This is a genomic window from Listeria sp. ILCC797, from assembly GCF_900186185.1.
Lineage (GTDB): Bacteria > Bacillota > Bacilli > Lactobacillales > Listeriaceae > Listeria > Listeria goaensis.
Genome location: NZ_FYBS01000002.1, coordinates 71,606 through 93,547, shown reverse-complemented (window position 1 = coordinate 93,547; position 21,942 = coordinate 71,606). Strand labels below are relative to the sequence as shown.

Below are 21,942 nucleotides of genomic sequence, written 5' to 3'. Positions count from 1 at the left end.
CAAAAAAATTCTTGCATAAAAAAAGACCTATTCCACAATCAGCGGAAATAAGTCTTTCATCGTTTCTAATTAAAATGTTTCTTAATTTGTTCTAAAGCAGGCGTATCCAAGACTAGATTGCCATATTCTTCAAGAATATAACCTGTCAAGCTTGATTCCAAACCATACTCAAGTAAAATACTTACAACATTGTCAATGTTTTTTTCGTTAATTTCTACTTCAGGAAACTCAACATACAAATAATAGTTGTCCTTGTATGAAAATAATTTTGTCGTTACATGTTCAAGCCCAGTTGCTTGGCTCATTGTAATCAAATCTTCAAAATCATTAAATTCTAAAATAAACTCTAACGTATCTTCAGTATTTGAATTATCCTTTTTAACTGGATTAAAATTTTCCTCCAGCATTTTTTCAATTCGTTCTTCCGCCAATTCATCGCCCTGTGTTACACTGAGGTTTAAATTTCCCTCACCTTTACCAGAAATACTTGCTTTTGTAACAAATACTTCTAAGCCATGTTTTAGCGCTTGTACTTGAATCCAGAGCGGACCTTCCGGAGAGAACTCTTCTTCATATTTCAGCTCGTCCATCATTTCCCAGAAAAGTTCTTCACTTTTCTCACGGTCATACCAGACATCTTCCTGATTAAAACCACGCTCTTCTAAATCAAGATAAGAAATATAAAACTTGATTGTATCTTCGTTAATTCGTTCAATTTCCATCGTCACACTCTCCCTTCCAAATTAGTCATTGACAATGAAGGGTACTACTTTACTTATATTTTAGCTCAAAACTGCATTTTATACCACCATTATTTACTGGTAGTCTTATAATATTAGCCGAAAATCCAAAAATAAGCAAGAAAAAAAGTTGCTGAACAAAAATTCATTCAACAACCCTAATATAATCAGTTTAGTTAACCATTTTTTGTGCTTCTCGAAGTTGATAAGTTCTTACTTTTCTTGGTAAAAAACGACGAATTTCATCTTCATTGTAACCAACTTGTAAACGCTTCTCATCAATAATAATCGGGCGTCTAAGCAAACCCGGATTCTTTTGAATTAACTCAAACAACTCTTGTAGAGGTAAACTGTCCAAGTCAACGTTTAGTTTCTGGAATGTTTTAGAACGTGTTGAAATAATTTCATCTGTTCCATCTTCCGTCATACGGAGGATTTCTTTTATTTCATCTAAACTCAGTGGTTCAGAAAAAATATTTCTTTCTTTATAAGGGATTTCATGTTCTTCTAACCATGCACGTGCTTTACGGCAAGATGTGCAACTAGGTGAAGTGTATAACGTTACCATTAGACATTCACACTCCTTAATCGGTTTTAATTTTGTTTCATTCACAAACGAATCGCTAATTCATTTCTCTATTTTGAAAATAGCAATATAAGAACTTACATTTCCATTATACACTAAACTTGTGAAATTCTATATACTATTTTCGAAAAAATTATAACAAATATGTAGAAATGTTTTTTAGTAAGTCGCTCTTAGTATGTACCCTTACTATACTTGGTTTAAACTAGAATCACATGAAAATTTCCTCAGATTTATTAAAATTCAATGAGAATTCACTATCAATATTTCTCATTAAACAAAAGAATTCTAGCAAAATGCTAGAACTCTTTTACTTATTTATACACTAGCTATCAAGCTAGCATGCTTCTCTTTATAAGACTCAAGTTCCGCTTCCGAACAATAAACAAAATGTCCCTCAGCAACTTCACGCATTTTCAATTCTTCACCGTCTTTATAATTATGCATCGTTGGATCATATGCTTTACGCACACGAGTACGTTCATAATTCGGGTCTGGAAGTGGAATAGCAGATAAAAGCGACTCCGTATAAGGATGTAGCGGTGCACGGTACAAATCATTAGCTGGAGCTAACTCAACTAATTTCCCAAAATACATGACACCAATACGATCACTAATATATTTTACCATTGAAAGGTCATGTGCAATAAAGAGATACGTTAGTCCCTTATCTTTTTGCAATTCCTTCAAAAGATTGACCACTTGAGCTTGAATAGAAACATCAAGTGCTGAAATCGGTTCATCTGCAATGATAAATTCTGGTTGAACAGCAAGTGCTCGAGCAATTCCAATACGTTGTCTTTGTCCACCTGAGAACTCATGTGGATAACGACCAGCATGTTCTTTGCTCAAACCAACTGTTTCAAGCAACTTATAAACTTGTTCATCAGCGTCAGCTGGAGAACTTGCAAGATCATGAATATTAATTCCCTCTGCAATAATATCACGCACTTTCATACGCGGATTTAAAGACGCATAAGGATCTTGGAAAATCATTTGCATTTTACGACGAAATTCATGCATCTCTTTACGAGATTTTTTTGCATGAACATTTTTACCGTTGTATAAAACTTCGCCACCTGTTGCGTCATACAAACGAATAATGGTACGACCAGTCGTTGATTTCCCACAGCCTGATTCACCTACAAGGCCCAGTGTTTCACCTTTATAAATATCAAAAGAAATATCGTCCACAGCACGAACTTCATTCGCTTTGCCTTCATTGAAGTATTGTTTTAAATTGTGGATTTCAAGTAATTTTTCGCGTTCACTCACCTTGTTCGACCCCCTTCGCATGAACAGCTTGCATACCAGGATGTTCCTTCGCAAATTGTTCTTGACGTCTTAATACAGCATCTGGAGGCGTTACTTCAGGCGCATCCGGATGGAGTAACCAAGTCGCCGCATAATGCGTATCGGATACTTTAAACATCGGCGGTTGCTCTTCCAAATCTATCGCCATCGCATATTGGTTACGCGCAGCGAACGCATCACCTTTTGGCGGTTTTAATAAATCAGGAGGAGTTCCCGGAATAACATATAATTCCTCATCATCTGTATCAAGCGTTGGCATTGAACTAATCAAGCCCCATGTATACGGGTGTTGCGGGTTATAGAAAATTTCATCTACCGTCCCAATTTCAACAATTTTCCCTGCATACATAACAGCAACTCTATCCGCCACATTCGCTACTACACCAAGGTCATGCGTAATGAAAATGATAGATGTATCAATTTTTTGTTGAAGATCTTTCATTAGGTCTAAAATTTGAGCTTGGATTGTTACGTCTAGTGCTGTCGTAGGCTCATCCGCGATTAAAATCTGCGGGTTACACGCGAGTGAAATGGCAATAACAACACGTTGGCGCATCCCTCCGGAAAATTGGTGCGGATACTGCTTAACGCGTTCCTCAGCGTTCGGAATTCCTACCAGTTGAAGTAAGCGAAGTGCCGTTTTACGCGCTTCTGTCTTACTAATTTTCTGATGCTTAATAAGCGGTTCCGCAATTTGCTTCCAAATCGGCATTGTTGGATTAAGCGACGTCATCGGATCTTGGAAAATCATCGAGATATCTTTACCACGAATCTTTTGCATTTGCTTTTCAGACGCTGTTGCCAAGTCCTTCCCATCAAATAAAATTTGACCGGATTTTATGCTAGAGTTACTTTCAGGAAGCAACCTCATAACTGCTTTTGTCGTAACTGATTTCCCAGAACCTGATTCTCCCACAATAGCAAGAGTTTCACCTTTATGAAGATCAAAATTCACTCCACGAATGGCTTGGACTTCGCCGGCATAAGTGTGGAAGGAAATGTGTAAATCTTTAACTTCTAATAGTTTTTCCATTTTTCCTCACCTCTCCTTTAGTCCCGCATTTTCGGATCGAACGCATCGCGAAGTCCGTCAGCTACTAAGTTAAATGCAATCATAATAATACATAATACAATCGATGGATATAAAACCATATACGGCAATACTTGAAGGGTTTTATACCCGTCATTAATTAATGTTCCAAGTGAAGCTGTCGGCGCAGGTAAACCTAAACCGATAAAACTTAAGAAAGCTTCAAAGAATATCGCACTTGGAATACTAAACATAACGTTAATGATAACAACACCTGCTACGTTAGGTAAAAGATGCTTGCTTAGAATCTTAGGAACAGATTCACCTAGAGTTAAGGATGCCAGAACAAATTCTTGGTCTTTCAGTTTTAAAACTTGTCCCCTAACAACCCTGGCCATCGTTATCCAACTCGTCATCGCAATGGCGATAATTATTGAAACCATACCAGCTTTCAGTACTAAAATCATCAAAATAACAACCACTAAATTAGGAATAGCGGAGAGTACTTCCAGTATTCTTTGCATGATACTATCAACTCTGCCACCTTTATACCCGGAAATAAGTCCGTATGCAACGCCGACAACCAAGTCACATAGTGCCGCAACAACAGCAATAATAAGTGAAACTCGTGTCCCAGCCCAAATACGAGCAAATTGGTCACGACCTAATGTATCACTTCCTAACCAATAGTATGTGCCTTCTTCAACATTTTTTTGTTGATAAACATCTACTTCTGTACCACCAATATTCTGTTTACCATTCCAAAAAGGCATATTCTCAAAACCAGGTACTTTCGGAGGTAAACTTGCATATTGATTATTTTGGTAGTTAACACTATTTTTAGGACCTAGATTTGGTGACATATATTGCCCAAAAATAGCCATCAAAACGATAACCCCTAATACTATGATTGAAACTAAAGCAGCTTTATTTTTCCGTACGCGTATCCATGAGTCTTGAAGGAAAGTCAAACTTGGGCGTGAAATTTTTTCTGCTTCAGCATCTTTAATTTGCACTGGCTGGAACATTTCTTTTGCAATTTTTTCTGCCATTATTTTTTCCCTCCAGACACACGAATTCGAGGATCAATTAGTCCATATAAAATATCTACAATAAGAATGACTAGTATTAACATCACAGCAAATAGTAAAGTAGTTCCCATAATTACCGGATAATCATTCGTTTGTATAGACATTACAAATTGGCTACCAATCCCAGGAATCCCATAAATATTTTCAATTACAAGTGAACCTGTCATCAGCGCAACAGACAATGGTCCTATAACAGTAATAAGCGGAATAAGTGCATTTCGAATAGCATGTTTCACTGCTATTTCAGGTCGACTGTTCCCTTTTGCTTTGGCAAGCAAAATATAGTCAGATGCAAATACATCAATTAATTCAGTTCTCATGAAACGTGCTGCTGTTGCAAGTGGAAACATTGCAAGCGCAAATGCTGGTAAAATAGATTCTGCAAAAGTCCCCCACCCAGCTACAGGCAACCATTGTAATTTTGCTCCAATCCAGTATTGCAGGACTGTAGCGAAGACGAAAGAAGGAATCGATTTTCCTAGTATCGCAATGAAGGTACTGGTATAGTCAGGCCACCTATTCTGATACATGGCGGCGATAACTCCTAAAATAATACCAAAGAAAAGACCAAAAACCATTGCTTCTAGTGCGAGTGTGATGGATGGACCAATAAGCGCGCCTAGAATTTCAGATACAGGACGATTGTCAAGTTGGAAAGATACCCCTAAATCCCCTTTTACTAAACCTGTCATATAATTAAAATATTGAACAGGCACCGGATCATTTAAACCGTATTTCTCATTCATAATATGAATTTGCTCATCAGATAGTTTTTCCTGATTACGATACGGTGTACCCGGCAAAAGCTTCATTAGGAAGAATGTAACCGAAGCAATAATGAAGAGTGTTATTAACATGTAGAAAACGCGTTTTAACGTATATTTTGCCATCTATCTCTACACCTCCCAAATTTATTTTTATGTGTTAAAGGTTTTCAAAAATTCGCCATATGCTTAGAGCCTTTATTTTATTTCATTACATATGTTAATCAAGTAATTTTCTCAAAACCTACTTTTTCCAAATTTAAATATGACGTTAAAGCGTTTTGTTGCATCTCGCAAAACATCAGCAAAATGAGAGAGTATATCGAAATATACTCTCTCTCAAGTCAAGCATTTCTTAAAAACTTATTTAGTCAAATACGTATTTTTGTACGTATAGTCAGGACCAAATGGATTTTTTTGTAAATCCTTAATATAAGATTGTTGCAAGTATGCATTTGAACGGTGGTAAAGTGGCGAAATCGCTACATCATCTGTAAGCAAGATTTGCTCTGCTTTAACCATTTCATCCCAACGTTTTTGTGGTTCAGCCGCATAAGTCACAGCTGCATCTTCTAAGATTTTATCATAATCAGGATTAGAGTAGCTCATTCTGTTTTGAGCGCCACCTGTTTGGAATAAATCTAAGAAAGTAGATGGATCTTGATAGTCAGGACCCCAACCACTCATAGAAACATCATAATCTTGGTTTTGGTCGTTTTGCAAGCGAATCTTGAATGGTACATTTTTAAGGTTCACTTTCAAACCATCAAGGTTAGTTTCTAATTGGTTTTGAATAAATTCAGAAGATTTTTTAGCATTTTCAGTATCATCACTTGTAAATTCTAAAGTAAGGTTACTTACTCCTAGCTCTTTCAAACCTTGTTTCCAAGCTTTTTGAGCTTCTTCTTTATTGTATTCTAAGTGTGCGCCAGATTCTTTCACATAGTCTTCTTTGTTACCTGGATCAAATGTGAAATCTGGTGGCACTAAGTTGTTAGCTGGTTTAGAACCATTTTGAAGTACAGTATTTACATACGCTTCTTTATCAATTGCAAGTGCAATTGCTTTACGAATGTTTTTATTTGCAAGTGGAGTTTTCTTCCCTTTGCGTTCTTGGTTAAATTTAATGTAGAAAGTTGAAGAATCATTAACTACAGTGTAGTCTTTATTATCTTTATTTTGGGCAGAATATTCAGCACTTAGAAGCGCGCGGTCAATTTTACCAGTGTTATAAAGATTTAAGTTAGTTCCTGCGTCTTGAACAACTTGAACATTGATTTGTTTCAATTTCACAGCGTCTCTATCCCAGTAGTTATCGTTTTTAACGTAAGTCCATTTTTTATTCGTTCCTGTCCAATCTTTCAATACGAAAGGACCGTTATATAAAATATTATCACTGTTTTGAGCATATTTTTCGCCTTTTTCCGTTACAAACTTCTCATTTAATGGGAAGAATGTTGGGAATGCGAATAATGAATTAATGTAAGCAGCTGGTTTAGATAATGTAATTTCAAGAGTTTTATCATCTACTGCTTTAATCCCTAATTCTTCAGGTTTCATCTTACCTGCTACAATTTCTTCACCATTTTTGATAGCGGAGAATAAGTAAGAATACGTTGCAGCTGTGTCTGGGTTAACCGCACGTTGCCAAGCAAAGACATAATCTTTGGCTGTAACAGGGTCACCGTTAGACCATTTTGCATCGTCACGTAATTTGAAGGTATAGACTGTTTTGTCATCACTAACTTTTGGTTCTTCAGCGGCTCCAGCAATTGCAGGAATACCATCTTTGTCAAGCGCATATAGACCTTCATTTGTTTGGTTAAGTACATTTAAACCAACTTGGTCATCTGCTTTTGAACTATCAGCAGAAGGAATTAATGCTGATTCTGACAAGTTAAGAACTTGTTCCCCTGATGCTTTACCATCACCTGAGCCTTTTTTATCGTCGGACGAAGAATCATTTCCTCCTCCACATGCTACTAAGACTAAGCTCAGTACAAGTGTCAATCCAAGAGCTAAAAATAATTTAGATTTTTTCACTAAATATACCTCCCTTTTTTATTTTTCTGAAAAATTGTTTCACTTGTTATTATACCTCAGTTTTTTAAGCTTTGTAAATTGATTTAACCAAATATTTCAAATCAAGGCTAAAAGTGATAAATTTCAAAAAAATTCTCACAATGGCTAAAGAATATGAAAAGTCTGACAAATAACACATACGTTTAGTACATTGATTTGAAAGACGAAACACCATTGATTAAGTTTTCAGAAAATAAATCTAGTTTAGTCAAACTACTTTTGCCTTGAATTCGGAATTTGTCTATCAAAAAACAAGCAAAACTAAAATACTAACAAAAAGTGATGTTAATCCCGAATAATTTTAGGATTATATTTATTTATATACTTTTTTTTTGCTCTTGTCTATATAAAAAGACTAAAAAATAAATTTAATTTATGAATCATTAATAAAAAGGTTGATATAATGGGATTTTTCAAAATAAAAAATTGTAACATTTCATTACATCATCAGAAAGCCAGTCACTCACTCATTTATTACTAAATATCTACAATTGTCCGAATAATCTGTCGTCATATCTGCTAAACAATTAAAATTCGTCTACCTTCTTTTTTTATGCTAAAGTAATACAAGAATCAAAAACGCGAGGTGACATGCATTTGTTAAAACGATTAATCATCTATACGGTTATTCAAGAAGTTCTTATTCTAATTATAATGCTTTTTCAGCAACATTTTACGCTCCTGCAGTATATTGACCTTTCCTTTTATGTTGGTTTTAGCGTCTTCATAATAGGTCTTATCGTTTATATTATGCGCTCTGGCTTTCTTGACCGCGTACACGACGGTTTTCGTAAAGTGTCCCGGAAATTTAAAGGCGAAGAAGATAACGAGTTTTCGGATATGATGCTCTCGGAACTTGTCGGCATTCCGTATCTCGATATTTTGATTAGTTCTCTCATTGTGCTTGCTTCAAGTTTTCTTGTTATGCTGTTTTATTATATGTAAGAGTTTGACAGCTTATTCCATTTCTTGGTAAAATGTCATTACTATAACTGATGCGTTAGAGGGAAAATAGTACATTTTGTGTAAACTATTTATAGAGAGCTTGTGTTTGGTGGAAACAAGTATAGAACAAAATGGAATGGGCTTCCCGAGAACTGCTTGTGAACTTTTAGTAGCAAGTGGCGGCTTAAGACCGTTATCTTATGAGTGCTTTTTAAAGCAATTAGGGTGGTACCGCGGACAAACCGTTCGTCCCTAGCAGAATTTTTTGCTAGAGACGGGCGGTTTTTATGTTCTCTCGATCGCATATTAATTTTAGGAGGAAAACAGGATGAAAAAAGTTATTTTTTCTGGTATTCAACCGAGTGGTGATTTAACACTTGGGAATTATATCGGCGCATTAAAACAGTTTGGTAGCTTCCAAGACGAATATGACTGCTACTACTGTATTGTTGACGAGCACGCCATTACGGTGCCTCAAGACCGCTTAAAACTTAGAAAGCAAATTAGAAGCTTGGCCGCACTGTATTTAGCGGTTGGTTTAGACCCAGAGAAAGCGACCTTATTTATTCAATCAGAAGTTCCGGCGCACGCGCAAGCTGCATGGATTTTGCAATGTAATGTGTACATTGGTGAGCTGGAGCGAATGACCCAATTTAAAGATAAGTCTGCTGGGAAAGCTGGTGTCAGCGCAGGACTACTAACTTATCCGCCGCTAATGGCTGCCGATATTTTACTCTATCAAACCGATCTTGTTCCGGTTGGTGACGACCAAAAGCAGCACATTGAATTAACGCGTGATTTAGCGGATCGCTTTAACAAAAAACATAACGAAATCTTTAAAGTGCCCGATATTTTCGTTCCAAAACAAGGCGCGCGCGTGATGTCTTTACAGGAACCAACGAAAAAAATGAGTAAATCCGATGAAAATATTAAAAGTGCCATCTATTTGTTAGATCCTCCAAGCACGATTAGGAAGAAAATCAAGAGTGCGGTCACCGATTCATCTGGTGTCGTGCAATATGACAAGGAAAGTAAGCCTGGTATTTCTAACTTACTCTCCATTTATTCTGCTTTAACGGGCGAAACGGTTTCTACCATCGAAGAAAAATACGCGGGGAAAGGCTATGGCGATTTTAAATCTGACCTTGCCGAATTTGTTGTTCAGGAATTAGAGCCGATTCAAACGCGCTACGAAGACTTTCTGCAATCTGATGAATTGGATAGAATTCTTGATGAAGGTGCTGAAAAAGCCCGTTTTGTTGCTAATAAGACCCTTAAAAAAATGGAAAATGCCATTGGACTCGGCCGCAAACGCCGTTAAAAAAAGAAGCCAAAATCAATTTTTTGATTTTGGCTTCTTGCTTATACAATTTGCAGCGTAACATCGATGTTGCCGCGTGTTGCTTTGCTGTACGGACAAACTTGGTGGGCTTTTTCAATCAACTCTTTGGCAGTCGCTTCGTCCACGCCGTCGATATGTGCTACCAAATCCACACCAACTTTAAATCCGTTGTCTTCTGGATCGCTATATAGGGAAACTGTTGCGGTTACTTCGCTTTTGCCTGTTACGCCTGCTTTTCCCATAACAAGTTCCAGCGCGCTATTAAAGCAAGAGCTATATCCGGCGGCAAATAGCTGTTCTGGATTTGTGCCACCGCCTCCGTCGCCACCAAGTTCCTTCGGCGCCGAAATATCAAAGAAAAAGACATTGTCCTCTGAATGCACTTCCCCGCTTCTGCCACCTGTATTAACAACCGTTGTTTCATATAATTTTTTCATTTTTTCTCCTCCTAAATTAAATAACTTTTAAGTGTCTCATTCAAGTTTTTCACATCTGCAAGTAAATTTGTATGCCCAACTTGCCCAGAAAACAATTGCTGAATGCATGCATTCACTGCGCCAATAACTGCGCCTTCCAATTGGCTACCCTTTTCCGTCAAAGAGATGATGACGACACGCTCGTCGCTTTGCTTGCGGTTCCGGAGGACTAGCCCATCTTGTTCCATTCTTTTAAGCAAAGGGGTCAGTGTTCCGCTATCTAAATCTAGCTGTGCGCCAAGTTCCATTACGCTCTGTGCGTCTTGTTCCCAGAGGGCGAGCAAAACGATGTACTGTGGGTAGGTTAGCTGGAAGGGACTGAGCGCTTTCCGGTAGTATTTTGTGAAGTTGCGCTGGACGTTATAAATTGCAAAACATAGCTGCTCATCTAGTAATCGATGATTTGTTTCCATAAAATCATCTCCTTTTATATTGTTCGCAATTTAATTGTAAGCAATATTTTAACAAAAAGCGAATTGTTTGCTCAAAAAAAAGGACTTGAACAATATTGTTCAAGTCCTTTATCATCACGCCTCAAATTTTTTAAATACTAGCGTCGCATTATGTCCGCCGAAACCAAATGAATTGGACATTGCCACTTTTACATCTTGCTTCCGCGCAACATTTGGCACGTAGTCAAGATCGCAAAGCTCATCTGGATTTTCAAGATGGATCGTTGGTGGAATCACACTATCGCGAATCGTTAGAACAGAGAAAATGGCTTCAATTCCGCCAGATGCGCCTAATGTGTGCCCTGTCATAGATTTTGTTGAACTAACAGCTAACTTATAAGCATGGTCGCCAAAAACCGTTTTAACTGCAGCTGTTTCGAATTCATCGTTATAACCTGTACTTGTTCCGTGTGCATTAATATAGTCTACACTTTCCGGCTCTAATCCAGCATCGTTTAAAGCTTGTTTCATCGAACGTGCTGCACCTTCGCCGTTTGGAGCTGGTGCTGTAATATGATGCGCATCACTTGTTGAACCGTAGCCAACAACTTCTGCATAAATTTTAGCGCCACGTGCTTTAGCGTGTTCATACTCTTCTAAAATAACAATTCCTGCACCTTCACCGATAATAAAGCCATCGCGGTCTTTATCAAATGGACGGCAAGCTGTTTCAGGGTCTGGATTTAGCGACAAAGCTTTATTAGCACAAAAGCCAGCGAGCGCCATTTTTGTAATTGGTGCTTCACTTCCACCTGTAATCATCACGTCGGCATCGCCACGTTCAATCACTTTGAAAGCATCACCAATTGAGTTTGTGCCTGTTGCACAAGCCGTCACCGTTGCGGTATTAATTCCTTTGGCACCAAAACGGATTGATACTTGACCAGAAGCCATGTCTGGAATCATCATTGGAACAAAGAATGGGCTAACTCGGCGAAGACCACGATTAATATACGTATCATATTGTGTTTCAAAAGTTTCCATTCCGCCGATACCAGAACCAATCCAAACGCCTACACGCTCAGCATTGGAATCATCAATTTTAAAATCAGCGTCGTTTAATGCCATTTCTGCACCTGCAATTGCATAGTGAGTGAAACGATCCATCTTACGAGCTTCTTTTTTCTCGATATATTTTTCAACATCGAAGTCCTTTAATTCAGCAGCAATTTTCACTGGGAAATCATCAGGATTTAAACGCGTTAATTCTTTAACACCGTTAACACCATTTTTCGCGTTTTCCCAAGAAGTTTCTGCATCATTTCCAAGTGGTGTAACTGCTCCAATACCAGTAACGACTACTCTTCTTCTTTCCATGTACTCATCTCCTTGTCTTTGGGCTCATGAAAAAACAACTTCTGTCAACTGACAGGAGTCATCCTTAATATTTGTTGCTTCAAAATAATAAATAAAAATATAGCAAAAACATATAGCCAACTTGGCAGCTATTGTACAAATAAATAGAGCTTGGTTTGAAGCAAAATTCAAGCCGATTTTATTATACCACAAAAGAAAGAAAGGTGTCTTTATCTATACATAAAAACACCTCAAACATCTAAAAATCAAAGCATTTATTTACCCCAACGGAGAACTAGCGCTCCCCAAGTTAAACCTGCGCCGAAGCCAACAAGTAATAAGTTGTCGCCGTCTTTTACTCGTCCTTCCTCGACCGCATCGATTAAAGCAAGTGCGATGGACGATGATGATGTATTGCCGTATTTATGAACCGTCTTCATTAATTTTTCTTCTGGTAAATCTAGACGCTCACGCGATGCTTCCATGATACGAATATTTGCTTGATGAGGAATTAGCAAGTCTAAGTCCGCTTTCTCTAAGCCAGCTTTTTCTAACACTTGCATTGACGCATCACCCATTTTACGCACAGCAAAACGGAAAACTTCACGTCCATTCATATACATTTTATTATTCTCTGCTTTTAAATTTAAATATTTACCGCCTGAACCATCAGAACCTAAAACAAACGATAGCAAACCTTTATCTTCAGAAACTGGCCCCATCACAACTGCGCCAGCACCATCACCAAATAATACAGCTGTACTTCTGTCGTCCCAATCGGTAATTTTTGATAACTTATCTACCCCAACAACAACAACATGCTTGTAAGCCCCTGTTTGGATAAATTGAGAAGCTGTCACAACGCCGTAGGTGAATCCGGAGCATGCTGCTTCTAAGTCCATGGCTGCAGCGTTTTTAGCCCCCAAACGATCTTGAATAATATTCCCAACGGACGGAAAAGTAGCTTCTTGGGTTATCGTTGCCACAATAAATAAATCAATATCTTCAGGCGTCAACCCTGCATTTTCAATTGCTTTTTTGGCCGCCTCATAAGCCATGTCATGTGTATATTCATCGTCACGCGCAATACGTCTTTCCTGAATTCCTGTACGCGTGCGAATCCATTCGTCAGATGTTTCCATCATTTTTTCCAAATCAAAGTTAGTTAATACTCTTTCAGGAACATATTTCCCTACTCCTAGAATACCTGCGTTCATTGTTTCTCCTCCATATAAAGCTGTCTTTATGACCTGGTGCTAATTTTAACAGATATTAGTCCGATTAGCAATTTTATTGTTTTTTTATGTAAAAAACCCCCAGCACAAAAACTGTACTAGGGGAATAAATTAGAAACTAAATTTCGGATTTAATTGTCCTTTATAAGGCTCATGTTCCACAAAAACAACAACATCATTTCCTGCTGCATCTTTGCCGATTCGTTTATACGTAAATTTATTTGGATTTAGTTCTGTAAGTTCAAGTGCGGCGCCGTATTTATTTGTTCCAATTGAAACGTGCGCGCGAATTTTATTGCCATGCAAAACGTCAAAGTAGCCATAGTCCATCCGACTTTCACCCGTTTGCAAGTTGTAAAATTCATATTTATTCGTCTTGCTATCAAATTTTGCTAAGCTAATGAAGTTGCGATTTTGAGCCGTCACATCATTTCCTTTTTCATCTAAAACTTTTGTGCCATTCCAAAGCCGGTTTCCTAAAATTTTATCTCCGTCAACATATTTCATAATTTTTCCAGTTTGCGAATTCAATTGTTTGTCCGGTTGTGTAAATTGTAAATCTTTGCCTTTATACGGAATGTGCTCCACGTATACTTCTACGTCTTTGCCCGCTTTATCTTTTCCCATGCGTTTATAAGTGAAAATATCGCGATTGATTTTTTCCATCTCGACAACCGCTTGATAGTTTAACGTTTCCGAAATTAAAACGCGTTTTTTACCATCATTGGTTACAAAGAAAGTTCCCGCATCATTTCTTGACTCCCCGGTTTTAGCATCAAAGAACTCGTAGCGTCCAGTTTCAGACTCGTATTTTGCTAAGCCGATAAAGTTTTGATTTTCTGCTGTCAGGTCATTCCCCTTTTTATCATAAACTTTCGTGCCTTGCCAGTTGGTGCTCCCGAGTATTTGCGTTGCTTTTTCCCCAGAAACATACTTTTTCTTTTGTTCATATTTCTTTGCTTCGACATTTTTCGCCTCACCGTAAGTAGTTTGCCCGTATGCTGTTGTGAATAACACCGCTCCGCCGAGCAGAAATGCCCCCATTATTTTTACTTGTTTATTCATTATTTTTTCCTCCTTTGTTAATTTCTATCGTCATCTTACCGAAAGAAACTAAACTCCAACTAAAGAAAAAATAAACTTTTTATGAACAAAAAAATCGCACTAGGCGATTTTTTTAACTATCTATTTATTAGGGTTGTTGTCGGAAAAACCAGGCGCTTTTGACCAGCCGACCGATTTACCATCTTTGTCAGTGATGCGATACCAATATTCATTGTTGACATCAGCGCGTTTATCGATAGTGACTTTCTTACCTTTTAAATCGTTAAGATTACCTTTTATTTGTGAGCTGTCTTCTACTGGATACGTATAAATTTTTTGGTCATTTTCAACGACATATTTTTTCATTTCTTTTTGCACTTCATTTTTTGGCGTATAGAAAATTTCTACTACATCTGTGTCCACGTAGCCAAGACGTTTGCCATTTTCAAAAATTTCATACCAGTCGCCACTTTCAGTTGTTACTTTCTTACCTAAACGTAAACTTTTCTCTTTATAAGCGGAAGCATTGGCTACTTTTTTTGCTCCTTTTGTCCCGTACGGGGAGGTCCAAATAGCGGCGTTTTTAGGATCTTCCATTTTTCCATAAGCGAGCACGTATTCTGATTTTTGAATCGAATCATAAATATCATCATATGCGGTTAAATTATAGCGTTCAATGGTTTGGATTAAAGTATTGGCATAGTTTGGATCTGTCGCATATCCAGCTTCTTGAATGGCTTTTGAAGCTTGTTTATAATCTGTTTCATTTAATACATCATGATAGAGGTAAGGATCGCTGCTGATTCCATTTACAAATAACATCGTATGATCTTCTACAGAGGCTGCTCTGCTCGGGTAAGAACGAAATGCCGCATCTGTTTTATAGGCCTCATCCCCGGCATATTCTGTTGTTTGCATGGTGATGGAATCACCATTATAAGAACCTTTAATCCCAAATAAATTATTCGCTTGCGTGGATAATCCACTGTTTCCCCAATTCGATTCTACGATAGCTTGGGCGATTGTGACGCTTGTTAACACACCATATTTTTTTTGTAGTTCTTGCGCTTTTGGTGCTATATCTTGAACAAATTGTTGCTGTGAAACTGTCATTCCTTGAAGTGACGCTGTTACACCCGATTTATCAGCAGCTTCCGCTTGTACAGTAGCAAACGGCAGTAAAGCAGAAGTAGCAATAACCGACGCTATAACAGCATGTTTAATTTTTTTCATCTTTCTTTATTGCACATCCTATTCTTTAAAGTTGTCTTGCTGTAAACCTCAATTGCAAAACTTAGTTTAACAGCTGTTTATTATAAAAAGATGTGAAAAATATAACAGTTTTATCACATCATGAATACACAACAAAAAAAGTATTGCTATCACACGCTTTTAACTGTTTTTCAGCTAAATGTTACAATCCAGTGACACTTTTTATTTGTGTCTTTGCTAAAACTGGAATAATTTGTTTCTTTATGCTAAAATTAACCAAGTAATAATGTGAATCGAGGTGTCCGCTATGCGTTATATCGTAACAATCATTTGGGTGTTTTTCCTTTCGATGATGGCTGAATTCGTACTTTCTTCCATGCTTTACGTGCCATTCGATTTCACTAGAGGACTTATTTTGACAGTTGGGATTTCATTTTTCGTACTTGTTATTCCACTTCTTATGCCAAAAGATAGCGAAATTTACGATATTAAATAAAAAGAAGCGTCCCGTTTGGGACGCTTCTTTTTATTTGTCGAGATAATATTTGTTTAGCGGTTGCAATTCATTATCCAGCTCATAAACAAGCGGAACGCCTGTTGGGATTTCGAGTTCCATAATGTCATCATCGCTAATGCCTTCTAGGAATTTCACGAGTGCGCGCAAACTGTTTCCGTGAGCAGCAATCACAACGCGATTTCCTGATTTAATTTCCGGCGCAATTGTGTCCATCCAGTACGGGATTACCCGTTCAAGCGTAACCTTCAAATTTTCCCCAGAAGGAATCGCATGTGTATCAAGAAGTTGATAGCGGCGATCGTTTTTAGCTTGGCGCTCGTCATTTTCTTCTAACAGCGGCGGCAACGTGTCATAGCTGCGACGCCATTTTTGCACCTGGTCGGCACCATATTTATCGGCTGTTTCTTGTTTATTCAATCCTTGTAAAGCCCCGTAATGCCGTTCATTTAAACGCCACGATTTATGTACGGGCACCCACATTTGATTTGACTCCTCTAAAGCAAAATTGAGCGTTTTAATCGCACGCGTTAAAACGGAGGTAAAGGCGACATCAAATTCTAGACCTGCTTCTTTAATGCGCTTTCCAGCAGTTTTTGCTTCCAAAATGCCTTCTTCGGATAAGTCCACATCATGCCAACCAGTAAACAAATTCAGTTTATTCCACTCACTTTGACCATGACGGATTAAAACTAATTTCATAACTTCATCATCCTCTCTACACCTACTATACACCTTAACACCAAAATTTTCCCTTTTTTAGTAGAAAATAAACCTTAAAAGCAGTTGGCTTACTCCTTTCAACTAAGCGACTCCTCGTTTTTTTATGATGTGAGTTGCTAAAAATAGCAAAGAAGTAGGAGCGGAAATCCGCTCCTACTTCTAATCCGTCACATTAAATGTAAATTCTCCGTCCACAAGTCCAATTTCAACAGTTGTATGCGGCATAACTGCGCCAGAAACAATTTCGCGTGCAAGCGGGGTTTCCACATGGCGAACTAAATAGCGTTTTAGTGGTCGCGCACCGTAAACTGGATCATAGGCCTCCTCGGCAACAAATTGTTTGGCTTCATCTGTCATCGAAATGTGAATTTCCTGCGCTTGTAGCCGCAGCTGTAACTGGGCAACCAGTTTCTCCACAATTCCTTTGACATTTTCTAGCGTAAGAGGTTTGAATAAAACAATGTCATCTACACGATTTAAAAATTCCGGCTTGAACGACGCTTGCAGCACCTTTTGCACATCTTGTTCGAGCTCAGCAGAAATTTCGCCATCTTCCGTGCGTTCAAGTAGCATCGTCGAACCGATGTTGCTCGTCATAATGATGACCGTATTTTTGAAGTCCACAAGTCTCCCTTGCGAATCTGTAATGCGACCATCGTCTAGCACTTGTAGCAAAATATTGAACACATCTGGATGCGCCTTTTCGATTTCATCTAGCAATACAATCGAATACGGGTTACGCCGCACAGCTTCCGTCAATTGCCCGCCTTCCTCATAACCAACATAGCCAGGAGGCGCACCGACCAGCCTTGAAACCGCATGTTTCTCCATATATTCCGACATATCAATCCGAATCATATGCTCTTCCGAATCAAACATATTGTAAGCCAAAGCTTTCGCAAGCTCCGTCTTCCCAACACCCGTCGGCCCTAAGAAAATAAACGAACCAATTGGACGATTCGGATCTTTAATTCCAGCGCGCGCACGAAGCACTGCATCGCTGACTAAATCGACCGCATTGTCTTGCCCAATCACCTTTTCATGAAGTGCGTCCGCCAGTTTTAATAGCTTCTCTCGTTCGCCTTCAACAAGTTTTGTCACCGGAATACCCGTCCAGCGCCCAATAATTTCAGCAATTTCATTTTCCGTCACTTCTTCTTGAAGTAAACGCTCCTCATCTTGCGCCTTTGCATGATTTTCCGCTTCAAGTTGCGCTAATTCTTTTTCGAGTTCTGGAATCTTCCCGTGACGCAGTTCCGCCGCCTTCGCTAAATCATAATTATTTTCAGCCTCTTCAAGCGCGTGGCGAGCTGCATCAATTTGCTCACGCACTTCGCGAATTTTACCAATCTCACTTTTTTCAGATTCCCACTTCGATTTCATTTTGTTCGCTTCTTCTTTGTAGTCCGCTAATTCTTTTTGAAGCATTTCTAGGCGTCTAACACTTGCTGGATCTTTTTCTTCTTTTAAAGCTGCCTCTTCAATTTCGAGTTGCATCACTTTACGTGTCACTTCATCAAGCTCACTCGGCATCGAGTCAATCTCCACCCGAATTGTCGCACACGCCTCGTCAATCAGGTCAATCGCCTTATCTGGCAAGAAGCGGTCGGTAATATAGCGGTTCGAAAGTGTTGCGGCCGCTACAAGCGCGTTATCGTGAATATTAACCCCGTGGTGGATTTCAAATCGCTCCTTTAATCCCCGTAAAATCGAAACCGTATCCTCGACAGTAGGCTCAGGAACTAATACTTTTTGAAAGCGGCGCTCTAGTGCAGCATCTTTTTCGATGTACTGGCGATATTCATCAAGCGTTGTCGCGCCAATACAGTGGAGCTCGCCCCGCGCGAGCATCGGTTTCAGCATATTCCCAGCATCCATTGCCCCGTCCGTTTTGCCGGCCCCAACAATCGTATGAATTTCATCAATAAAAAGCAGGACTTGCCCTTCTGATTCCTTCACTTCTTGCAGAACCGCCTTCAAACGCTCCTCAAATTCCCCGCGGTATTTCGCGCCAGCAATGAGCGCCCCTAAATCAAGCGAAATAATCGTTTTATCTTTTAAGCCTTCTGGCACATCTTTGCGTACAATTCGCTGTGCAAGTCCTTCCACAATCGCCGTTTTCCCAACGCCTGGTTCCCCAATTAGAACCGGATTATTTTTCGTTTTCCGCGATAAAATCCGAATCACGTTACGAATTTCCGTATCGCGCCCAATAACCGGGTCAAGTTTCCCGCTGCGCACTTCCGCAACTAAATCCCGCCCGTATTTCGTTAAAGCCTCATAATTTTCTTCTGCATTTTGACTGGTCACACGCTTACCTCCTCGAATTTGCATCACCGCATCTAAAATCATTTTTTTATTTTTACCTTGTGACAAAATTTCCTCCGCCACAACCGTTTTCTTTTGATTCATTATCGCTAAAAGTAAATGTTCCGTTGAAATAAATTCATCATTCAACTCTTTTTCTTCTTTCTCAGCGTCCATCATTAACGTATAAAGCTCTTGAGTCATCGAACTCCCGTATTCAATGTTCGTTCCACTTACAACAGGAATTTTGTCTAAAGCATTCGTAAGCGTTTCGTTAAGCGCGTCCGCGCGGACTTCCGCGATGTCATACACACGTTTTGTAAAGTCGCTCTCATCTAGCAGCACTTTAAAAATATGCACCACATCAATCGCCTGATGCAAAGCACCTTGCGCCAATTTCTGCGCCTCCTCAATTGTCTCCTGAACTTGCGTTGTAAATTTTTGCATTTCCATCATATGGCCTCCTTTAAAATACACTTTGACCAAATTTGACCTTAATAATATTATAGGACGTTTGACCTTCTTTGTCCAATGAAATTATAACTTTTTTCAAAAAAACTCACCGAAGATATCCCCCGATGAGTTTTGACTATTAATCGCGTCCAGTGAACAATTGGAGCAAGTATAGAAATAGATTTAGAAAATCTAAATATAAGCTAAGTGCAAGCATTGGAACATCATCAAGCGTTACGTCTCGTTTCATAATTTGGTTGAAATCAAACAAAATGTAAAGCGAGAAAATTAATGTTCCTGCTCCCGCAATAATCATTGAGAATCCGCCTAGCGGCATAAACAATCCAAAAAGCGAGAATAGCACTAAAATAATTAGTCCCGCGAACAAAGCTTTCCCTAAAAAGTGTAAGTCAGTTTTCATTTTTGCTCCGACAAAGCCTAGTACTGTGAACGTAACCGATGCCGTCACAAAGGCAAGTAAAACGGCTGTTCCTGCGCCGGCGTTAAAATAATACGTTAACGTTGGGCCAAGCATCAGACCTGTTACGAAGGCAAAAGCAAGTAAAATTGGGAAGCCCCATGTTCGACTCAATTCTTTTTTCCTACGAACAACAATGGCCGCAATTAAAAGCGCAAATTCTAACACAACAAGCGGGATAAACCAAGCTGGATTAAGCGAGTTTCCCACCGCTGCCCCGAGTGTTGCAACTAGTAATGAAATCACGAACCAGTTTAATGTTTTTTGCATAATCACTTGCTTATTCGTCGCTTCTTCAGCGTGTATCCGTTCATTTTGTCTTACTTCACTCATCATAAATCTCTCCCGTCTTTAAACTCATAAAAAAAGTATAGCATATTTCCAAAGGAATCCCTATCAGACTTGCGTATGGTTTTCATATCGGACTATCCCTTATCTGTAAAGCGCAAAATCACTCACATCTTCAAAGCCAATTTTATGATAAATTTTTCCAGCAACCGGATTATCATAAAATAAACATGGCGTTTTACCTTCCGCAAGTAAATCACAACAAATTCGTTTCATCAGTGTACTCGCAAATCCGTTCCCTCTGTATGTATCAAGTGTTGCCACACCCGTAATCATCGCTGAAAAAGAATTCTCTGCTGACGATTCCACAACAGATACAACACGATTATCTTGTTCAATATAATAAATCCGTTTCGACCCTTGTTCTAATTGCCGAATAACAAGCTCCTCATTTTCCACGCGTTCACCAAATTCTTTAATCTCTGCGCGCATCGTAATAATTTCCGCAACATCTTCAGCTTTTGCCGACCGGATAATCACTTCACGATTCGCATTCATCATGCTCGCATTATTGCATTTTCCAAAGAAAGAATCATGACGCTTCTTGTTTAAATCTGGAATATACTTCTCAAATTGCTTCGTCACACGCGGAATCCCGCTAATATTAAAATTTTCATAACCTTTAATGATTTCCGCAAAACCTTGCGCATTGAAGTTTTCTGTTTTTGAATAAGGTAAGAAATTACGTTCAAACCGTAATAGACAAGCAATTAATTCAGAAGAATCTTCATTGTATTCGCCCCAAATGTCAATAATATCATTATCATAGCCGAAATTTTCGATATCTCCTAAAATAAACAAATTTAAAAGTGCTTCTGGTTTAAGTAGTTCGTTCAGTTCTTGTTCATTTGCTGATGTCAGTTTTTTAATCAAGTTCTTCCACTCCCTATCCAAAATAGCTCATCAATAGCTCATCAAAAAGTGCTTTCATTTTAGTTGATAAATGAAAATTAGTCAACAAGTTGGACATAAAAGAGCCCTGTGCTAGCAATTATTTTAAAGCAAATAAAAACCCCTTATCTCAAATGAAATAAGGAGCTCTTGTCAATTTTATTCCCATTCGTAATGTATTTCGCCAATTTTCAGCATCAAACTTAAGGTGTTGAATTTTTCATCGCCAAGATGAAGTTTATTTTCGTCTTGGAATTTAATTGGTTCAGCCGCAATTTCCGCTTGATCTTTTTTAAAATAATTTACTTCTAATTGAAGTTTTTCGGTCATGTCGTGTATGTATTTATCAAATTTCTTTTGATTCCTCATCTTTCCTGTCATAACTGCCGTGATTGTATTTTGACTTACGCCAACTGCTTTCGCGAAAGTTCGTTTTGTATATCCATTCATCGTCATATAAAACGCTACATTATCAGCAATTCGTTTTTTCTCTTTTGTATTATTCATCATTTAAACCTCCTATGAACCTTAACCTTAATTCATTATGCCCCATAAAAATGAGAATCCGATTAAAAGTTTATAGTATTATGGTAAAAAAATCGAAAACGTTTTCATTTTT

At 38.4% G+C, this 21,942-nt stretch carries 21 protein-coding genes and 1 other annotated feature; of the genes, 3 read left to right on the top strand and 18 right to left on the bottom strand.

Translation table 11 applies throughout. From position 1 onward, the window contains the following. Nucleotides 1-65: 65 nt before the first annotated feature. From mecA to BN1609_RS03010, 7 genes are all read right to left on the bottom strand, one after another. Nucleotides 66-722, bottom strand: coding sequence for an adaptor protein MecA (gene mecA, locus BN1609_RS03040; RefSeq protein ID WP_088809308.1), 657 nt, complete (start codon nt 720-722; stop codon nt 66-68). Nucleotides 723-912: 190 nt separating this feature from the next. Beyond that, entirely contained in the window at nt 913-1,308 is a 396-nt protein-coding gene (gene spxA, locus BN1609_RS03035) for a transcriptional regulator SpxA (protein ID WP_007474633.1), read from the bottom strand. A 336-nt stretch (nt 1,309-1,644) separates the two neighbouring features. Further along, complete coding sequence (locus BN1609_RS03030; RefSeq protein WP_240310315.1) at nt 1,645-2,601, bottom strand: ABC transporter ATP-binding protein; 957 nt, start codon at nt 2,599-2,601, stop codon at nt 1,645-1,647. Then, a complete protein-coding gene (locus tag BN1609_RS03025) occupies nt 2,594-3,673 on the bottom strand; it encodes an ABC transporter ATP-binding protein (protein ID WP_088809310.1) in 1,080 nt (359 codons plus the stop codon). The genes BN1609_RS03030 and BN1609_RS03025 overlap by 8 nt, the downstream gene beginning before the upstream one ends. Before the next feature lie 17 nt (nt 3,674-3,690). Then, on the bottom strand, nt 3,691-4,722 hold the full coding sequence (gene opp3C, locus BN1609_RS03020; protein WP_088809311.1) for an oligopeptide ABC transporter permease: 1,032 nt from the start codon (nt 4,720-4,722) through the stop codon (nt 3,691-3,693). After that, a complete protein-coding gene (gene opp3b / locus BN1609_RS03015) occupies nt 4,722-5,651 on the bottom strand; it encodes an oligopeptide ABC transporter permease (protein ID WP_088809312.1) in 930 nt (309 codons plus the stop codon). Before opp3b ends, opp3C begins: the two co-directional genes overlap by 1 nt. Before the next feature lie 237 nt (nt 5,652-5,888). Then, on the bottom strand, nt 5,889-7,568 hold the full coding sequence (locus BN1609_RS03010) for a peptide ABC transporter substrate-binding protein (RefSeq protein WP_088809313.1): 1,680 nt from the start codon (nt 7,566-7,568) through the stop codon (nt 5,889-5,891). A 636-nt stretch (nt 7,569-8,204) separates the two neighbouring features. Between BN1609_RS03010 and BN1609_RS03005 the strand changes: the two genes are divergently transcribed. Together BN1609_RS03005 and trpS are read left to right on the top strand one after the other, a co-directional pair. Further along, a complete protein-coding gene (locus BN1609_RS03005) occupies nt 8,205-8,552 on the top strand; it encodes a DUF3899 domain-containing protein (RefSeq protein ID WP_088809314.1) in 348 nt (115 codons plus the stop codon). Between the two features lie 46 nt (nt 8,553-8,598). Then, nucleotides 8,599-8,809: a binding site (T-box leader), on the top strand. A gap of 71 nt (nt 8,810-8,880) precedes the next feature. Continuing rightward, on the top strand, nt 8,881-9,873 hold the full coding sequence (trpS, locus tag BN1609_RS03000; RefSeq protein WP_088809315.1) for a tryptophan--tRNA ligase: 993 nt from the start codon (nt 8,881-8,883) through the stop codon (nt 9,871-9,873). 41 nt (nt 9,874-9,914) lie between these two features. Here trpS and BN1609_RS02995 read toward each other — a convergent pair whose 3' ends face one another. The 6 genes from BN1609_RS02995 to BN1609_RS02970 all read right to left on the bottom strand — a co-directional run bounded on the left by BN1609_RS02995 (nt 9,915) and on the right by BN1609_RS02970 (nt 15,630). Next, a complete protein-coding gene (locus BN1609_RS02995) occupies nt 9,915-10,331 on the bottom strand; it encodes an organic hydroperoxide resistance protein (RefSeq protein ID WP_088840495.1) in 417 nt (138 codons plus the stop codon). Nucleotides 10,332-10,342: 11 nt separating this feature from the next. Beyond that, complete coding sequence (locus BN1609_RS02990) at nt 10,343-10,783, bottom strand: MarR family winged helix-turn-helix transcriptional regulator (protein WP_088809317.1); 441 nt, start codon at nt 10,781-10,783, stop codon at nt 10,343-10,345. A 114-nt stretch (nt 10,784-10,897) separates the two neighbouring features. Beyond that, a complete protein-coding gene (gene fabF, locus BN1609_RS02985) occupies nt 10,898-12,139 on the bottom strand; it encodes a beta-ketoacyl-ACP synthase II (protein WP_088809318.1) in 1,242 nt (413 codons plus the stop codon). A gap of 254 nt (nt 12,140-12,393) precedes the next feature. After that, nucleotides 12,394-13,335, bottom strand: a complete 942-nt coding sequence (locus tag BN1609_RS02980; RefSeq protein WP_088809319.1) for a beta-ketoacyl-ACP synthase III — start codon at nt 13,333-13,335, stop codon at nt 12,394-12,396. A gap of 129 nt (nt 13,336-13,464) precedes the next feature. Continuing rightward, nucleotides 13,465-14,418 carry a DUF4822 domain-containing protein gene (locus BN1609_RS02975; RefSeq protein ID WP_088809320.1) on the bottom strand — a complete coding sequence of 318 codons (954 nt, stop codon included), beginning with the start codon at nt 14,416-14,418 and terminating at the stop codon, nt 13,465-13,467. 120 nt (nt 14,419-14,538) lie between these two features. Beyond that, nucleotides 14,539-15,630, bottom strand: a complete 1,092-nt coding sequence (locus BN1609_RS02970; protein ID WP_088809321.1) for a glucosaminidase domain-containing protein — start codon at nt 15,628-15,630, stop codon at nt 14,539-14,541. A 286-nt stretch (nt 15,631-15,916) separates the two neighbouring features. On the opposite strand from BN1609_RS02970, the gene BN1609_RS02965 reads away from it, so the two are divergent. After that, complete coding sequence (locus BN1609_RS02965) at nt 15,917-16,105, top strand: YjzD family protein (RefSeq protein WP_007474606.1); 189 nt, start codon at nt 15,917-15,919, stop codon at nt 16,103-16,105. A 30-nt stretch (nt 16,106-16,135) separates the two neighbouring features. Here BN1609_RS02965 and gpmA read toward each other — a convergent pair whose 3' ends face one another. From gpmA to BN1609_RS02940, 5 genes are all read right to left on the bottom strand, one after another. After that, complete coding sequence (gene gpmA, locus BN1609_RS02960; RefSeq protein WP_088809322.1) at nt 16,136-16,825, bottom strand: 2,3-diphosphoglycerate-dependent phosphoglycerate mutase; 690 nt, start codon at nt 16,823-16,825, stop codon at nt 16,136-16,138. A 180-nt stretch (nt 16,826-17,005) separates the two neighbouring features. After that, a complete protein-coding gene (gene clpB / locus BN1609_RS02955) occupies nt 17,006-19,606 on the bottom strand; it encodes an ATP-dependent chaperone ClpB (protein WP_088809323.1) in 2,601 nt (866 codons plus the stop codon). Between the two features lie 139 nt (nt 19,607-19,745). Continuing rightward, a complete protein-coding gene (locus BN1609_RS02950) occupies nt 19,746-20,417 on the bottom strand; it encodes a Bax inhibitor-1/YccA family protein (RefSeq protein WP_088809324.1) in 672 nt (223 codons plus the stop codon). Nucleotides 20,418-20,516: 99 nt separating this feature from the next. Then, nucleotides 20,517-21,305 (bottom strand): GNAT family N-acetyltransferase, encoded by a 789-nt coding sequence (locus BN1609_RS02945; RefSeq protein WP_088809325.1) that lies wholly within the window; start codon nt 21,303-21,305, stop codon nt 20,517-20,519. 177 nt (nt 21,306-21,482) lie between these two features. Beyond that, nucleotides 21,483-21,830, bottom strand: a complete 348-nt coding sequence (locus tag BN1609_RS02940; RefSeq protein WP_088809326.1) for a hypothetical protein — start codon at nt 21,828-21,830, stop codon at nt 21,483-21,485. Between the last annotated feature and the right edge of the window lie 112 nt (nt 21,831-21,942).

Excerpts from the sequence above, each read along its gene's own strand:
- mecA (WP_088809308.1), bottom strand. The coding sequence starts at position 722 with ATGGAAATTGAACGAATTAACGAAGATACAATCAAGTTTTATATTTCT.
- spxA (WP_007474633.1), bottom strand. The coding sequence starts at position 1,308 with ATGGTAACGTTATACACTTCACCTAGTTGCACATCTTGCCGTAAAGCA.
- BN1609_RS03025 (WP_088809310.1), bottom strand. The coding sequence starts at position 3,673 with ATGGAAAAACTATTAGAAGTTAAAGATTTACACATTTCCTTCCACACT.
- opp3C (WP_088809311.1), bottom strand. The coding sequence starts at position 4,722 with ATGGCAGAAAAAATTGCAAAAGAAATGTTCCAGCCAGTGCAAATTAAA.
- opp3b (WP_088809312.1), bottom strand. The coding sequence starts at position 5,651 with ATGGCAAAATATACGTTAAAACGCGTTTTCTACATGTTAATAACACTC.
- trpS (WP_088809315.1), top strand. The coding sequence starts at position 8,881 with ATGAAAAAAGTTATTTTTTCTGGTATTCAACCGAGTGGTGATTTAACA.
- BN1609_RS02995 (WP_088840495.1), bottom strand. The coding sequence starts at position 10,331 with ATGAAAAAATTATATGAAACAACGGTTGTTAATACAGGTGGCAGAAGC.
- BN1609_RS02990 (WP_088809317.1), bottom strand. The coding sequence starts at position 10,783 with ATGGAAACAAATCATCGATTACTAGATGAGCAGCTATGTTTTGCAATT.
- fabF (WP_088809318.1), bottom strand. The coding sequence starts at position 12,139 with ATGGAAAGAAGAAGAGTAGTCGTTACTGGTATTGGAGCAGTTACACCA.
- BN1609_RS02980 (WP_088809319.1), bottom strand. The coding sequence starts at position 13,335 with ATGAACGCAGGTATTCTAGGAGTAGGGAAATATGTTCCTGAAAGAGTA.
- BN1609_RS02975 (WP_088809320.1), bottom strand. The coding sequence starts at position 14,418 with ATGAATAAACAAGTAAAAATAATGGGGGCATTTCTGCTCGGCGGAGCG.
- BN1609_RS02970 (WP_088809321.1), bottom strand. The coding sequence starts at position 15,630 with ATGAAAAAAATTAAACATGCTGTTATAGCGTCGGTTATTGCTACTTCT.
- BN1609_RS02965 (WP_007474606.1), top strand. The coding sequence starts at position 15,917 with ATGCGTTATATCGTAACAATCATTTGGGTGTTTTTCCTTTCGATGATG.
- gpmA (WP_088809322.1), bottom strand. The coding sequence starts at position 16,825 with ATGAAATTAGTTTTAATCCGTCATGGTCAAAGTGAGTGGAATAAACTG.
- clpB (WP_088809323.1), bottom strand. The coding sequence starts at position 19,606 with ATGGAAATGCAAAAATTTACAACGCAAGTTCAGGAGACAATTGAGGAG.
- BN1609_RS02950 (WP_088809324.1), bottom strand. The coding sequence starts at position 20,417 with ATGAGTGAAGTAAGACAAAATGAACGGATACACGCTGAAGAAGCGACG.
- BN1609_RS02940 (WP_088809326.1), bottom strand. The coding sequence starts at position 21,830 with ATGAATAATACAAAAGAGAAAAAACGAATTGCTGATAATGTAGCGTTT.